The following is a 14317-nucleotide window of genomic DNA, read 5'->3' as shown; positions in this document are numbered from 1 at the left end:
CGAATGCCTAAGAGAGAGAGGGAGAAGACGATGTCTGGACGAGTGATGGAGCAGGAGCAGAGGTCCGCAGCGGCGGGCGCCAAGACCTTTCCGGGATCGGATAGCCGAGCCTATAATTATTTCGAGCCAAAGGGGCGTCGGGCGACGCATTACGAGGACGTCACCGTTGACGTCCAGCCGGACCCCGAACGCTACCTCCTCCAGAATTGGATCATTTCCTTCGGGGACGGCACACCGACATACTCGAAGGAGTGGACCGCGCTGAAGAGCAGCGACTGGCACTTCTATCGCGCGCCCGACCAGGAATGGGAACGGACGCACTATCAACGCCAGTCGACCATCTGCGGCATGATCAAGAACGTAATCGACAACGCGCGGCGCGCCGGCGCACCGAGGCGCTTCGACAAGGCGTGGGTGACAATACTGCAAGATCATCTGGGTGCCTTCAAGCATGCCGAATATGGCCTGGGCACCACGCTGATGCGCGCGCAGCGCTACGGCTATACCCAAATGGTCAACAACGCGATCCTGACCAACTCGTCCTACAAGCTGCGGCTGGCGCAGGATCTAACGCTCTATCTCGGCGAGATCGCGCTCGACATCGAAGGCTTCGACGTCGACGCCGGCAAGCGCAATTGGCTGGAGAACTCGATCTGGCAGAAGGCTCGCGAACTCGTGGAATCTGCACGCGGCGCCGAGGATTTCCTGGAGCAGTATTTCATCGTCAACGTGCTATTCGAGCCACTGGTCGGCGAGTTGTTCCGCTCTGGTTTCGTCATGCAGGTCGCGGCGACACAGAGCGACTATTCGTCGCCCCTCGTCATCTCAGCGGCGGAAGCGGATTACGAGCGCAACCTTGCCAATACGGTTGAGCTGTTTGCGACCCTCGTGCGCGATCCCGCGCATGGTGAGGACAATCGGCGCCTGCTGCAGGACTGGTTCGACAAATATTCGCCGATCGCGACCCAGGCGGCGCTCGATCTGCAACCCATCTGGTCACAGCCGCGGGTGAAATCGGCGCAGTTCGCCGAATCTTATGCGTCGGCGATCAACCGCCTGCAGGCGATCGTGTCGGAGATCGGCGTCTTCTCGACGCAAATTCCGATGCCGGAGCTGCAGGTCGCCGAGCCCGTCGAATAATCGCGCCCCGAAAGGAACCCGCAACATGGCCGTTACCACCGAGCAGCAGCTCTTCACGCCGCTCAAGGACATCACCCAGGAACGCACCATCTCGCATCAATGCGGGGTAACGATGAACGACAGCGTCGAGGCACGCTGCATCGCCGAGATCATGGAACAGCGTCCCGGAATCAAGGTCACCTACCTGCCGGCGATGATCCGTGTGGACGGCGAGGGTAAGATCGTCTTCGACATGGCCGAGATCAGCGAGGCGCTCGGCCGCGAGATGACACCGCACATCTTCGAGATTTCCACCGCCACCCATTACGGCCGGATGGTGATGATCGACGAGAACACCGTGATCCTCTTCGGGGACATGGACGAGGCGCTCCAATACGAATGACACGATCAGCGCCGGCGGCCGCGCCGCCGGCGCGTGCCATCCCCCTAGCCAGACCGGAATGACAAGGCTCCGCCCAACGGCTGGCGGCGCGCTCAGGAGACGATAGATGGCCAAGATCATGCTTTACGATGCTGAAGCTAGGGCGGCTCTTGCGCGCGGCGTGGACCAGCTTGCCCGCGCTGTCGTCGGTACGCTCGGCCCCAAGGGAACCAACGTCATCATGGATCGCCCGATCGGGACGCCGTTGGTGTCGCGCGATGGTGTCAGCATCGCGGCCGAGATCGAGTTACCCTGCCGGTTCGAGAATCTGGGCGCGCAGGTTGTTCGCGAGGTGTCCGCCCAGACCAATGAGATCGCCGGTGACGGCACCACGACCGCGATAGCGCTCGCCAATGCGCTGGTGCAGGACGGCGTGAAACTGGTCGAGCAGGAGCACAAGGCGGTCGACGTTGTCGCCGGCATGGACCACGCCCGCGATCTGGTCATCAAAGCACTGCGAGAGGGCTCTCGGCCGCTGCGTCAGGGCGAATTGCGCATGGTTGCAAGCGTCGCGGCCACCGAGACGTCACTGGGAGAGCTTATAGCGGAAGCGCTCGAGCGGGTCGGTGTCGAAGGCGTCGTCCATGTCGAATATGCGTTGCCGGGCTCACCGACGCGGCTGGAGGTCGACGAAGGGCTCGTGCTCGATCGCGGATTCGTATCGCACCATATGGCGACCGACAGTTCAAGCCTGGTCGCCGAACTCGACAATCCGGCGATCCTGCTGACCGACCACAAAGTGCCATCGGCCGAGCCGATCCTGCGTATCCTCGACCAGCTCAAGGAAAGCGGGCGTCAGCTGCTGCTGGTAGCGGACGAGATCGCGCCTGAGGTCATCGCGGCGGTGATGCAGGCTCGGCTTCAGGGACGAGGCACCGTCGTCGCGATCAATCCGCCGGAATTCGGCCATTGGCGCAAGGCGATGATGGAGGATCTCGCGATCATGACGGGTGGCCGGGTGATCGCGCGCGACCTGGGTGCCCGGATCGAGGAGGTGACGATCGCCGATCTGGGCAATGCGACGCGCGCGAGGGTATCCGCATCCGCGACCGTGATCCTGGGCGGCAATGGCGACAAGGCGGCCATCGACGGGCGGCGGCAACTGGTCCAGAAGCTGTGGGACGAGGCACCGCAGAATATCCAGCGCGACAAGCTGGCCGATCGCCTTGCAAAGCTCACCCGCGGGACCGCACTCCTGCTCGCAGGCGGCGCCACGCCGGTCGAGCAGAAACGCACGGCGCAACTCCTCGAAGATGGCCTTAACGCAGCCCGGGCTGCCCGTGGCGAAGGTGTGGTGGCCGGTGGCGGTACTGCCCTCGCGCAGGTCGCAGCGCGGCTCGATCCATTGGTGGATCAGGAGGTTGATGGCGCACAAGCTGGTGCGATGCTGGTCCGCGACGCGATCAAGCGCCCATTGGCGATCATCGCCGGCAATGCCGGACAGGATGGCGCTCTGATCGTGACACGGGTCGTCGCCGAACAACCCGGCACGGGCTTCGATGCCGGGAGCGGCAGATTTACCGACATGTTCGAAGCCGGCGTGATTGATCCCGTCAAGGTTACCTGCGCCGCTCTCGAGAATGCGGTGTCGGTAGCCAAGCTGATCCTGACGACCCATTCGCTCGTCGTCGATCTTCCTGAAGGCGTCGATCCTACCGCCGGCCCTGCGCGCGGCGGCGGTGCCGAAGTTTACGGCCGGAGCTGATCGGCGCGGACCGACGATCGCCATCGCGTTCGTTCCGCTCCGAGGGAGCTTTCCGAGAGCGGCACGGAAAGCACCCCGTTGTGTTTGGCTGCTATGGGGCCGGGACAGGATATGACGTCTGCCCGGACCCTTTGGCTCGTTGAGAACGAACCCGTGTTCGCTTTCATCTCGTCTCCCGTCGCCCGCCACCCTCCACACGGCCGTTCTTGTCGTGAGTTAGTCCCGCAGCGCGAACGCGCAAGGCATCCAACCGTCTCCCCGAAGGGGCCCTCGGCAGGACCCTCCGTTGCGCCTCCGCTCGTCTCTGCCGGCCTCTGAAAACTCTCGACCGGCCGCGATGGACGTGGCCGGAAAAACCAATGGGAGACTAAAACATGAAACGCAAACAGAAAGACCTTCGTCCTCACGGGGTCTTCGTGGTGGACGGCGAAGGCGACAACGCCTTTTGGACCAAGATCGGCGCCGCGTGACTGCACGAGGACGGCAAGGGTTTCAATATCCTGCTGACTGCGATGCCGCTCAACGGCCGCCTGGTCGTCCGCGAACCGAAGCCCGCCGAGGATCGCCGATGAGCTACCACCCCGGCTATCGAACGATTTGGAATGTAATCGTGCACTCGCGCACGTGCGCGTATGAACGTTCTTCAAGCCGGTTTTGTTGTCAGCTTCGGTGCCTTTTAAATCCCTGCGCCGAGAGGACCCGGGGGATGAGACATCTGCATCCGAGTTTCGTCAATCCTCGGACGGGACCTCAACTGGAACGGCAAAGCCCGCCTTTACGCGATCCATTATGACCATAGTCTTGAAGCCCTTAATGTCCGGGTTCTGATAGAAGAATCGCCGGGTGAACTGCTCATAATCATCCATGGTACACGCGGTAATGTAGAGGACAAAATCAGCGTCGCCCGTGACGTAGAATCCATTGACGACTTCAACCGACGATTTGATGGCCTTTTTAAACCTATCAATGATACCCGAACTTTCCCGCTCCAGGCTCACTAACGCAAGCACTTGAATAGGTCTTCCTACCGCCTTCGGCGAAACGATTGAGATATCGGCTTGGATGATGCCTTCCGAGCGGAGCCTCTTCAGTCGTCGTTGACATGCGGTCGCAGAAAGCCCGGCCAATTCGCCGATCGCCTCGGAAGTTAGACGGTTGTTCTTTTGCACGATCTCGAGGATGCGGGCGTCCGTTCGGTCGTATCGCACAATCGGCTCCTCCCTTTGAGGTGGATTCCGTCGTCAGATGCCCACGCGATGCAGAAAGTCCTCCGAATGACAGGAAAATGCAACGAAAATAGTTATACGACACCGGTATGCTGAATGACAGTTTTGCGACACCTCTGCTGCTGAATGATGGCAATTAGGACATCAACCCAACCACCCGGCGGTCCGCAGATTCGACCCCACAGCAAACCGGGAAACCAAAAGCCATGACAACCACCGTGCTTTCAGATCCTCGAGAAATCCTTGCAGAGGACGTGAAGGAAGCCCTTCTGAGATACTATTCTGGGCGGCGCAAGGTCGCGATTTCTATCAGCAAACCAACCAGCGACTGCCCACTGCTATCTCTCTTGCTGGAGGGTGGGCAGAGGCTTCATCTCAGCGTGACGGAGGCGCGGTCATGATCCTGTTTCCGCGGCGACCCGAGCGCGACTTACGTAACCCTCCAGCGGCGACGCCTTGTCGAGGGTATTTCATGGGCAATCATGACCTTGTCTCCGACAGCTTCCTGGCAGTGACCGGAGTCGGTCTCGTGCTGCTCAGCTCAAGCCTGCTCGCCTTTGCCTTTACCTAAGGAGAACGAGTTGGTGCGTTTCGCGCTCTTGTCATTCAAGGTTCCGTTTGAGGATGAGATGCTCGGCAACTCGGAACGATGATTGTGCTCTAATTTTTTTTCGCGACCGGTCACAATGAGTAATTTCAACCAGGAAAGCGTGCTGAGCGTTCATCACTGGACCGACAATCTCTTCAGCTTCACCACCACGCGGAATCCATCATTCTGCTTCCGCAGCGGCGAATTCACGATGGTCGGGCTCAAGGTCGACGAGAAGCCGTTGTTACGTGCCTACAGCCTCGCCAGCGCCCATTACGAGGACCGGCTCGAATTCTTCTCGACTAAGGTGCCGGATGGTCCCTTAACCTCGCGTCTGCAGCATCTGAAAGAGGGTGACGAGATCATCGTCAGCCGCAAGGCGACGGGGACGCTGGTCATCGATAATCTCGAGGACGGGCGCAATCTCTATCTGATCGGCACGGGCTCCGGGCTTGCGCCGTTCCTGAGCGTGATCAAGAATCCCGAAACCTATCTGCGATTCAAGAATGTCGTGCTGCTGCATGGCTGCCGCCGGATCGCCGAGCTCGCCTATGGCGAGATGATCACGGAAACACTGCCGAGCGATGAACTGGTTGGCGACTTCGTGCGGTACCAGCTGATCTATTATCCGACCGTGACGCGCGATCCCTTCCACAACCGCGGTAGGATCACCGATCTGATCGCGTCAGGCAAGTTGTTTGCGGACATCGAGCTGCCGGAACTCGAGCCGCAGCATGACCGCGTCATGATTTGCGGCAGCCCTGCACTGATGCGCGATGCCCGCGAGCTGTTGGTGGCGAGGGGCTTTGTCGAAGGCACTCACGGCGAGCCCGCGCAATTCGTGGTCGAAAAGGCGTCTGCCGAACGCAATAGCTTGAACCCTTCGCGGACAATGGTTCTACATGTATCATGATGCAAGGAGGAATCGCCGTGAAGCACCGGCGATGACAGACGAACAGCGCGAGCTGGAGCGCTGCAAGCAAGAGATTGCGCGTCTCAGACAGCTGGTTGTGCAGCTTTCTGAAATTGCCTTGCGCAACGTCGTAGAGAGCGACGAGGGGCGACAATCGGCACGCCCGTGGGTCTCTGAATGACCCTGAAGAGGTGAGCTGTTTCCCAGCAGCGCGGCTTCCCGTCTTGGGGGCATGGGAAGCGGCCCCGCCCTTGTGCTCCAGGAGGCGGGCTCCTAATTTTTAGTCGGAAGCGCCGGATAGGTCAGGAGACACATTGATGACGGGCTGGACAGAGCAAACGCGCCTTGTTGTAGGCGATGGCAACAATTGCTTCTGAGCTTCAGTGGCGCGCTCATGTTCAGCCGCGACGGTGAATTCTGGTCTCAACTTGCAGCCTATATCTACGCTGTGATTGTTGCGTTGTCTGTGTTGTACGGCATTGGTCAACTTCTAACAGGGGACACTCTTGAACTATCTCTTAAACTCGGATGAGCGAGCATCGGGTATCTTTTTTTGGATGGATTGCATGCGGCCGAATGAGTGGCGGCAGCGGTCGAACGCCAATGCGCCATCTGACACAATCGCGTTCTTTATCGACGGCGCCAACCTGTACCTGGAACGCGCGGTCCTGTCGCGAGATTGGTTGGAATTGAAGGTGGCGTAGTTTCCGAGGTGATCAACCTCGAATCATCCGGCGTTGGAGCGCCGGATCGGAGACCACGCCATGAGCAGCAATATCACGAAGACACATTCTCCGCAGGGTGAAGGGGAGACGGTTCCCAGCTTTTCGACGATTGGTGCGATCCGATTGAAATTGCGGTGCGCGAACGAGCGCGGGAGTTCATCGACAATGCGAGAAACGGATGGTGCGACCATCGATCCGCCATGAGAATTGCATCTCAATAAATTAAACGGATTTGCCGACCAAGTTCCGTCAAATGCTCCCGCACACGTTCCTGCGCAGCTTCCGCCGCGAGCCGCTCGCCGGCCATTCCAGCGCCCGCAAAAAGGGCTTTCCACAACTTCTCGCGCAACCGGGATTCGATAGACATCGGGAGGGCTCGGTTGACTCGAGATCCACGCCATTCGCTCCCCCGTGGGCAAACGATCGCTATCCCCAAACGGCCTCAGCTCGACGCTTACGGCTCGCGCGCGACTACGAGAAGCGCATCGACGTCGTTTACGTCATGTTCCTCGTCGCAATGGGTGGAAACCTCATCCGACGATTGGCCCCCGAGCCGGGCGATTATCGAGAGCTGGGGCTTCCCATCCGTCAGCGGGCAATTCAGCTACTTCATGTTTGTTTCTCGTGCCGGGTCCGACGACGCGATGTGAGGGACTTCCATTCAGCTGTACTTCCGGGCTCTTGCACTGCGGATCTCACTCATGGGCCATAATGCCAGCGGGACTCGCGTTTTGCGCCAAGGTTCCAGTACTGAGATTTAGGGAAGACTACGTGACGCGACGTTTCATAGATGGCGAAAGCGGGCGGCATCATTAGGCTAAGCGCTCGAAGATAACGTTGATGTCAGTCTTTGCAGCAAGCCGGTATGATCTGCATTCCATTAGCTTGATGATTCGAGCCGTATTGCCCTTTAGAAAATGCTCACTTGGCTCGCATTGGATGACAGCAGGTTTGATGCGCTCACAGTCAATGGCGTTAATGAGATCGTGATCGAGCCCTTCGCAATCGATCGACAAGAAATCGACCTTGTTGGCATAAGGGATCAATAGCTCGTTGATACCGACCGCGCTTACCTCGATATGCTCTCGGACCCCTCCAATGCCGTCGAAATCTCCGAAGCTTTTGATATGTGCTACATCCAAAGAAGACAACTCATGGGCGTTCCCGATGAAGAGCGTAGCAGACGCCTTCGGAGCCGGCAAGACAACTGACGGCACGAGAACGTCTCTCGGGCGCACCGTCCGGATTAGCGATCCCAATTCAGGATTGGGTTCAACTAGGACGCCGTTCGCGCCTCGTTGATACAGAAGATAGGTATTCGAGGTAGAGATGGGGTGATTGGCGCCGATCTCGACATAGAACACACTGTCCCAGGATCTCTGGCTTTTGTAGAGTCTTGCAGCCAAGATTCCTTCCAAAATAACGTCCTCTCCGGCTTGTGCGTAGCTAACCGGGGCGAAGTGCTTGATCCGAGAGTTGGGAAGATCGAGCCTATCGATTTCCTGGTTGATGCATTGGTTTTCAAACTCGGAAAACATACGCTCGCGCTCCAATGTCAGCTGTTGAAATAGCTGTCGCATGTGCGGATCTGGGGACGCAACTGGTGATCGCGATAGTTGACAACGCCTGCCGCAGCCGCTCCCCGGTTCACGACCAAGCGCCTCCCTGACTCGCCAGCGAACTATGCCGATGCGGCCCTCTGCATGTTGCTAAGCAGGTCTCTCATTGGCCTTCATAAGCGATCTTAGGGCGAACGACGCCTCATTCTCGCCGCTTATCACTATTGTGAAGCGAGCAAAGCATCCTTCTCAGAGCGAAGCAGCTCACGCTGCAGGAGCAGCAAAGCGATCGCGACCGCATATCGTTGCGCCGCCGCCAATTTGGCGTGAGGCTTGAAAGCTCGGAGGAAACGCGCCGGCTGCCGTACGGCTCAGGCCATCGCCCTACCTCGGCGCTCCCCTCGACTGCGCAAGACCTTGCGCCGAGACCAGATGCTCAGATGCTCCAATTTTCGCCACGCTGCGGGCCGGTGCAGTGTGGCGGGAGCTTCGCCATTAACCACTATTGCTATCACATGCCCACCGTCGGAGGAGCGATCCAACGATTTCTCTAGAATAATGACATGCGTCGGTTGAGAGGTCGCGGACGCGCCAACGTCGCCTCTCCATCAGAACAGTCTGCACTGGGTCCGCGGCTCGAGCCAATTCACGATCGCCATGCACAAAAGAGAGAGAGAGAGAGAGAGAGAGAGAGAGAGACTTATGAGAGGGCAAGATGAGGCAGCGTGAGTTCGCCCCTGCCCTCAACGACAGAGACATTAAATTTGTGCGCGGCGGCAGCCAACACTGGCACCGGTACCGCGCTCTCCCCCGCCAGGCGCACAGCGCACGCAATATCCTTTGCCGAATTCGCGATCGAGATCGCCAGAACATCGGGTTTCTCGCCCAACGTGAAGGCCACAAAGGCTTGAAATATTCCGCTGTTAGTGGAGCCGCGATCAACCAGAGAGCGGAGCGTTATGAGATCAACGTCAAGTCCGCGCGCAAATTGGCACACCTCTGCGGCTACAGCAGCTATCCCCATAGTCATACTGTTGTAAACAAGCTTGAGCTTGTGGCCTTGTCCGACATCTCCCACATGAAGAACCGTCTCACAAAATGCAGAGAGAATGCGTTTCGCCGCAGGAAACAGCTCTTCACTCGATCCAACGATAGCATTGAGAAGGCCTAGCTCTGCTTGTTCGGGGCTCCGCGTTACTGGTGCATCTAACAGGCTCAGGCCACGTTCATGAGCCTCCTCCGCCAGCGCGACTGTCGAGGCAGGATAGGACGTCGAACAATCAATTATCAATCCTCCTCGGGGCATATGGACGAACAATCCATCTTCACCAAGGCACACTGCCTCAACTTCCCGACTGGACGGCAAGGACAACACGACGGCACTTACATGCTGCGCCAGCTCCGCGATCGAAGGATGTTCGAGGGCACCTGCACGAGTCAAGCGATCCGCACCGAAGCGATTCTTGTTGGCTTTGATATGCAGCTCAATTTGACGACGCAACAGGCTGATGCCGATACCGCTTCCCATGCGTCCAACTCCGATGAGGCCTATTCTCAGCCTCGAGGTCTCGGGAAGGACGTTGGGTGACGATTCCTCGCCAATCATGATCTAAGCATCCCGCAAAAAGCCATGCCGTTGCAAAATTGGCAACAGCTCATAATGATTGGTAACTGTGTAGTCTGGACGCGCTGCCCGCAAGCGCGCCTCCGAAACAAATCCTCCAGTAATGGATATGCTTGTGAGGCCGAGATCGCGTGCAATATCTATTTCGACCGGCATATCACCGATGATGAAGGTTGACGCCGGCTCGAGGTTATTATTCTTCATGTATAGACGAAGCCGCTCGCCCTTGCTCATCGATTGATATTGAGTGGCGCGACTTTCAAAGGCGATCACAGCGTCGATGTAGTCGTCGATTCCCAGTCGTCTCAATTGGAAGCGCAGAGGATCGACTATATGGTTACTAACGATGATGGAGGAAGCTGCTTGTTGGCGTGCCAACTCCAACATTCTGCGCGCGCCCTCGCGCAACTCGGCTTTACTCGCAAGAGATTCGTATTTGTCGTGAAAGATTGCACTCCCATCCCGATCTACCGCCGCAACCTCGTCTCGCGACATTCCGAGACTGCGATAAAGAAGAGATAGTGGAACGTCACAATGTTCCCGAAAGGTGTTCATGTCAATCGCTGCATGCCCAAAGCGATCTAGTATGGAATTGGTCGTTTCGAGCAGTGCAGTCGCGTCATCGAGCAGCGTCCCATTCCAATCAAAGACGAGGGTCGGTTTCATGATGTACCTCGAGCGCGAGTCGATTCCGAATGGGAAGACCGGCGAGCAATTGGCGCAAGCTTCTATTCGCGCGCTTCTGTCCCGCAGGGGTTGGCATCTCGAATGTAAACGGTGACAAATCGATATTGTCTGGCCTGCAGGGCAGCGACGATACGAGAAGCGGGAACGGCAGGTATGCCATCGTGGCGGCATGAATGGATGCCGCGATATTATGTTCAATGGTTTCGAGAACTTCGATCTGCATTCTGTGAAATCGAAGGCTTTCGGTACGGTGTTCGGGGGATAATCGCTTCCATATCTGCCAGAATGCCAACTCATCCAGCGTGTTGATACCCATGCCATAGTAGTTCGGAGCCACGACAGGCGGCGAACCAATCGCCCAATGTACGGCTTTGGCCCCAGCACCAAGCAGCATACTTGTGACAGCCCGGCTGGTATCGCCACGAATGAGGGCCTCGTCGACCATTATGATTGTAGCTTGAGCAAGGCTAGATCCCGACACCCGGTACTTTCGGGCAATACAAGACTTCCGCTCGCCCGGTGCACCAATGAGGGTTCGCTGAGAAAATTGAGTTTCGACGACTTCCTGACGCTGGGCGATCACGCCGTATTCGGCGAGAGTTTCAAACAGACCATCAGCGTACGGCCGCCCAGTATGCGGCATTGACGAAACGATGATCGGCGCGGAACCTGGTTCTGATTCCACTCGCTTCGCAACAAGGTCACCAAGAGCGGCCCCGATGTTGTAACGCGTTTCGAAATGTGATTGGCCAAGGATCGATGTCTTCGGGCTTCCCAGGTAGAGGGTTTCGTAAGCGCACAGTTTCGCTTTGTGCTGCTTGCGGCTCACCTTACGATCAACGCAGGTCCGCTTTGTTCCGTCTACGCATTTGATGTGGCCCGGTAACATTTGCCGTATCTTGCCCTCCAGGCCGGCAAAGGCGCAATTCTCCGAAGCAAAGAGCAAGAAGCCGTCGTCTGTTTGCATGGTTTCCAATGGACGCAAACCCGATCGATTACGGTAGGCAATTAGACTTCCTTCTCCGTTCAGGAAAAGCGCGCTAATAGCCCCATCAATACGATCATCAATGTCGCGAAAGATCCTTTCATAACTGACGGCCAGACCGTGACGCCAATAATCTCTTTCACAAGAGCGTTCAATCCACTTAAGCAATAGCTCATCATCTGTGTTGTCGCCTAACCTATAGCCCTCGTAGAGCAGTTCTTCTCTAAGTTCATGGGCATTGACCAAAGCTCCATCCAGAGAAATGGCCAAACTGCGACCGGCATCCGCATTCTGGTGAATTGGATGCACGACGCCGCCATCGCCGGTGCCACGGTATCGATTGCGAATATGGGCGATGGCGACGTGGGGCCTAAACTCCTGTTCATTGCAATCAATGCGCAATGCATCACATGATGACTGAAGCGCTCTCACGTATCGGAGACCTTTGTCGTGCATGAAAGCTGCAACGCTGACCCCCGCCTGTCCACGCAGTGCAAGTTTCGGAACCATGTGCCTGATCCGATCGTACACCGTCGCCCGTGACGTACTTGAAGAGCATAGAAACGCAGCAGCTACGCCGGACATATCCTGGGCTCCTGTCGCCAAAGAAGCGATGTACCCGGTCCGTTGCGAGCGAATCTATTTAATCGGCAAGGGAGCGAATACGTGGTTTTGCTCTCCTTTAAGCAAGCGACATACCATTTTGCTCGATCACTTCGCGTGCGCCCCCCCGCGATGACCCAGAAGATTTAGCCATTTGGTTGGCGAACGACGATCTCGTCACGTCCGACTTCCGACAAATTGTCAGAAGCGCGACGCGTTCGTACGGAGGGGGCCAAGCTCTGCACATTGGTCCTTCCGGCCCTACGGCCGCCATTCATTCGCGGCGGTGACGCCGTCACGCGTCCTGTGGCCAGCCCAACCACCAGTTCGGCGGCGGGCTAGCTAGCGCTCTGCGTGCTCGCAGTTGGCCGCTCCTCAAACCTGAACAAGGCAGTCTTCACCGAAGCGACATCTTTTTGAGCCTTGCTACCCACGAGAGTTCTGGCGCAAAAGGCCTTCACACGCCAATCGGGCATTCGCAGTCATGCCAATTGTCGGATCGACGTCCTGGGAATCGCTACGCCTTTTCGCCGAGCGGGATGGCCTCGCGAAGCTCAAGTGCGGTATTGCGGAATACTGTTGATCCTTCGTCGCCGGTGCGGTCTTTGCGCAGCGCAAGGCTTCACTGCCAGGGATCGAAGGTCCACATGATTTGCCCAGGTCAGAACGGCTCTCCCGCCTGGCGCATCTCATCCGGACAATATTGATTTGAAGATAGGACCGACCAAGGTCGTTCGGACGGCAACGGCTGCACCAGCGGCATCCGCTAATCAATCGCCCTTTGGCCTTGGCCGTGAATTTGATCAATGTCAGCCTGAGCAAAAGCACGCGCGGTCCGAGGCGCTTGGAGGTTGTAGATGACAGCCGGCGGGATCAGGGAGACGTTCGTCGCGCGTCGGATGGCAAAGGCGTCGACCGTATTTGTGACGCCGGTCTCGCTTGACCTGGTCCAGCAGTCCTAGATGCGACCTTCCGTGACGAGGCCAGTGAGGATCATAAGAGACTCAAACAGGAAGTAGCTCCCGAATATCAGTTCTGCGTCTTGCGCTGCGTCGATGTCGCGCGCCACGGCTTTTCGGGTGAAGCATCCGCCGGTGAGCATTCCAGGCGGGCGCGGGTCGCCAGAGCCGATGGGCGTCAGGTATCCCGAGATCAGCTGGGTCACAGTACGTTCTGCGAAGTCTCGGTACTTGGCACCCCCGGTGGGGCCGAGTGCGGACGCCAGTCGTAAGGAGGCTGCCGCGGCGATAGCGGTGGCCGCAGTATCCCTGCTGGCACTCGGAATTGCTGGATCATCAAAGTCCCAGTACGCGACCAGGTCCGTGGGAACGTGGTCGATCCACCAGTCCAGCACGCGCGCGGCATATTCGCGCCACAAGGGCTCCTCGGGACGAACCATGGCCGCATGAGCGGTATAGAGCATCGCCCAACCCTGCGCACGACCCCAGGTGCTAACATCGCTGTATCCCTTGTGGGTATGCGTTCTCAGCACCTTCCCCGTCTTCGGGTCGAGCGTGGATGATTGGATCACCGAGTTATCGGGTCGCACATGGATTTTTAAAACCTTCCGCATGTGGGCGTTGGCGACCTCTTCCATGTGCGAGCCACCGAGCTGGTCCGCGGCCCAGTAAAGCAGGCCCGTGGCCTGGAGGGAGTCGATGCTGCTTTCGGCTGAACCGACGGCGCTGGCCTCCTCGGCATCCTGACCTAGCGGGATCAAGCCCAGTTTCGGATCGAACATCTGCTCAAGAGACCTGGCTGCCGAGAGCGCGGCATCGCGTGCCGCTTCGTCGGCGAAGAGGATGTTTCCAAGCGCCGCACCATGGTAGAATCCAAAACCCTTGAATGCCGTCCGGCGCTGGGTGCGAGGCAGCATCCGGGCCAGGGCGGCATGTGCGTCAGAGCGCGGGAAGCGCCCTGAATCGACCAGATGCGCGAGCCAGAGTTCGCCGACGAAGGCGCCGCCGGTCCAGTCACCATCGGGCGTGGACGTCCATTTTCCATCCTCTGTGCTGGCCCAGTGCGGCAGGCCCACTGCGACGGCATCGCGCGTTTGCGCAATGCGCGCCAGCATGCGCTCGCGCGCCGCGATAAAGTTGCTTCTCGACATATTGTCTCCCAAGATAATCTCTCGGGCTCC

General features: G+C 58.1%; 14 protein-coding genes. 7 read left to right on the top strand and 7 right to left on the bottom strand.

Annotation, left to right across the window (positions count from 1 at the left end; genetic code table 11):
* Positions 1-30 precede the first annotated feature (30 nt).
* The 3 genes from A3M7_RS44585 (at position 31) to groEL (ending at position 3266) form a co-directional block, all read left to right on the top strand.
* Positions 31-1140: an aromatic/alkene monooxygenase hydroxylase subunit beta gene (locus tag A3M7_RS44585; protein WP_049823552.1), complete on the top strand. Its 1110-nt coding sequence runs from the start codon at positions 31-33 to the stop codon at positions 1138-1140.
* A 25-nt stretch (positions 1141-1165) separates the two neighbouring features.
* The gene (locus A3M7_RS0119195; protein WP_027545366.1) at positions 1166-1522 is read left to right on the top strand and encodes an MmoB/DmpM family protein; all 357 of its coding nucleotides are present in this window, start codon (positions 1166-1168) and stop codon (positions 1520-1522) included.
* Positions 1523-1628: 106 nt separating this feature from the next.
* Positions 1629-3266, top strand: a complete 1638-nt coding sequence (gene groEL, locus A3M7_RS0119190) for a chaperonin GroEL (protein ID WP_027545365.1) — start codon at positions 1629-1631, stop codon at positions 3264-3266.
* Between the two features lie 731 nt (positions 3267-3997).
* On the opposite strand, the gene A3M7_RS0119180 is transcribed toward groEL, so the two are convergent.
* Complete coding sequence (locus A3M7_RS0119180; RefSeq protein WP_027545364.1) at positions 3998-4474, bottom strand: Lrp/AsnC family transcriptional regulator; 477 nt, start codon at positions 4472-4474, stop codon at positions 3998-4000.
* Positions 4475-4889: 415 nt separating this feature from the next.
* On the opposite strand from A3M7_RS0119180, the gene A3M7_RS48675 reads away from it, so the two are divergent.
* The 4 genes from A3M7_RS48675 (at position 4890) to A3M7_RS49725 (ending at position 6698) form a co-directional block, all read left to right on the top strand.
* Positions 4890-5063, top strand: coding sequence for a hypothetical protein (locus A3M7_RS48675; protein ID WP_156936932.1), 174 nt, complete (start codon positions 4890-4892; stop codon positions 5061-5063).
* Positions 5064-5178: 115 nt separating this feature from the next.
* A complete protein-coding gene (locus A3M7_RS44580; RefSeq protein ID WP_049823551.1) occupies positions 5179-5994 on the top strand; it encodes a ferredoxin--NADP reductase in 816 nt (271 codons plus the stop codon).
* 31 nt (positions 5995-6025) lie between these two features.
* Complete coding sequence (locus tag A3M7_RS0119165; protein ID WP_245284278.1) at positions 6026-6175, top strand: hypothetical protein; 150 nt, start codon at positions 6026-6028, stop codon at positions 6173-6175.
* Positions 6176-6500: 325 nt separating this feature from the next.
* Positions 6501-6698 (top strand): hypothetical protein, encoded by a 198-nt coding sequence (locus A3M7_RS49725; RefSeq protein ID WP_198033775.1) that lies wholly within the window; start codon positions 6501-6503, stop codon positions 6696-6698.
* Positions 6699-6933: 235 nt separating this feature from the next.
* On the opposite strand, the gene A3M7_RS49720 is transcribed toward A3M7_RS49725, so the two are convergent.
* From A3M7_RS49720 to A3M7_RS0119115, 6 genes are all read right to left on the bottom strand, one after another.
* Positions 6934-7086, bottom strand: coding sequence for a hypothetical protein (locus tag A3M7_RS49720; RefSeq protein ID WP_198033774.1), 153 nt, complete (start codon positions 7084-7086; stop codon positions 6934-6936).
* A 445-nt stretch (positions 7087-7531) separates the two neighbouring features.
* The gene (locus A3M7_RS0119145) at positions 7532-8299 is read right to left on the bottom strand and encodes an FkbM family methyltransferase (protein ID WP_027545362.1); all 768 of its coding nucleotides are present in this window, start codon (positions 8297-8299) and stop codon (positions 7532-7534) included.
* Between the two features lie 679 nt (positions 8300-8978).
* On the bottom strand, positions 8979-9884 hold the full coding sequence (locus A3M7_RS45890; RefSeq protein ID WP_063629448.1) for an NAD(P)-dependent oxidoreductase: 906 nt from the start codon (positions 9882-9884) through the stop codon (positions 8979-8981).
* 3 nt (positions 9885-9887) lie between these two features.
* Complete coding sequence (locus tag A3M7_RS0119135; protein WP_027545360.1) at positions 9888-10568, bottom strand: HAD family hydrolase; 681 nt, start codon at positions 10566-10568, stop codon at positions 9888-9890.
* A complete protein-coding gene (locus A3M7_RS44565; protein ID WP_245284277.1) occupies positions 10546-12084 on the bottom strand; it encodes a hypothetical protein in 1539 nt (512 codons plus the stop codon). The genes A3M7_RS0119135 and A3M7_RS44565 overlap by 23 nt, the downstream gene beginning before the upstream one ends.
* A 1051-nt stretch (positions 12085-13135) precedes the next feature.
* Complete coding sequence (locus tag A3M7_RS0119115; protein ID WP_027545359.1) at positions 13136-14287, bottom strand: glycoside hydrolase family 88 protein; 1152 nt, start codon at positions 14285-14287, stop codon at positions 13136-13138.
* Positions 14288-14317 lie beyond the last annotated feature (30 nt).

It is taken from the genome of Bradyrhizobium sp. WSM2254 (assembly GCF_000472645.1).
GTDB classification, from domain to species: Bacteria; Pseudomonadota; Alphaproteobacteria; order Rhizobiales; family Xanthobacteraceae; genus Bradyrhizobium; species Bradyrhizobium niftali.
Note: the sequence above shows the minus strand (reverse complement) of the source record. Positions and strands in the feature narration are given on the sequence as shown.

What these genes read in the sequence shown, in the direction of transcription:
- A3M7_RS44585 (WP_049823552.1), top strand. Translation starts at nt 31, where the DNA reads ATGTCTGGACGAGTGATGGAGCAGGAGCAGAGGTCCGCAGCGGCGGGC.
- A3M7_RS0119195 (WP_027545366.1), top strand. Translation starts at nt 1,166, where the DNA reads ATGGCCGTTACCACCGAGCAGCAGCTCTTCACGCCGCTCAAGGACATC.
- groEL (WP_027545365.1), top strand. Translation starts at nt 1,629, where the DNA reads ATGGCCAAGATCATGCTTTACGATGCTGAAGCTAGGGCGGCTCTTGCG.
- A3M7_RS48675 (WP_156936932.1), top strand. Translation starts at nt 4,890, where the DNA reads ATGATCCTGTTTCCGCGGCGACCCGAGCGCGACTTACGTAACCCTCCA.
- A3M7_RS44580 (WP_049823551.1), top strand. Translation starts at nt 5,179, where the DNA reads ATGAGTAATTTCAACCAGGAAAGCGTGCTGAGCGTTCATCACTGGACC.
- A3M7_RS0119165 (WP_245284278.1), top strand. Translation starts at nt 6,026, where the DNA reads ATGACAGACGAACAGCGCGAGCTGGAGCGCTGCAAGCAAGAGATTGCG.
- A3M7_RS49720 (WP_198033774.1), bottom strand. Translation starts at nt 7,086, where the DNA reads ATGTCTATCGAATCCCGGTTGCGCGAGAAGTTGTGGAAAGCCCTTTTT.
- A3M7_RS0119145 (WP_027545362.1), bottom strand. Translation starts at nt 8,299, where the DNA reads ATGCGACAGCTATTTCAACAGCTGACATTGGAGCGCGAGCGTATGTTT.
- A3M7_RS45890 (WP_063629448.1), bottom strand. Translation starts at nt 9,884, where the DNA reads ATGATTGGCGAGGAATCGTCACCCAACGTCCTTCCCGAGACCTCGAGG.
- A3M7_RS0119135 (WP_027545360.1), bottom strand. Translation starts at nt 10,568, where the DNA reads ATGAAACCGACCCTCGTCTTTGATTGGAATGGGACGCTGCTCGATGAC.
- A3M7_RS44565 (WP_245284277.1), bottom strand. Translation starts at nt 12,084, where the DNA reads ATGGTTCCGAAACTTGCACTGCGTGGACAGGCGGGGGTCAGCGTTGCA.
- A3M7_RS0119115 (WP_027545359.1), bottom strand. Translation starts at nt 14,287, where the DNA reads ATGTCGAGAAGCAACTTTATCGCGGCGCGCGAGCGCATGCTGGCGCGC.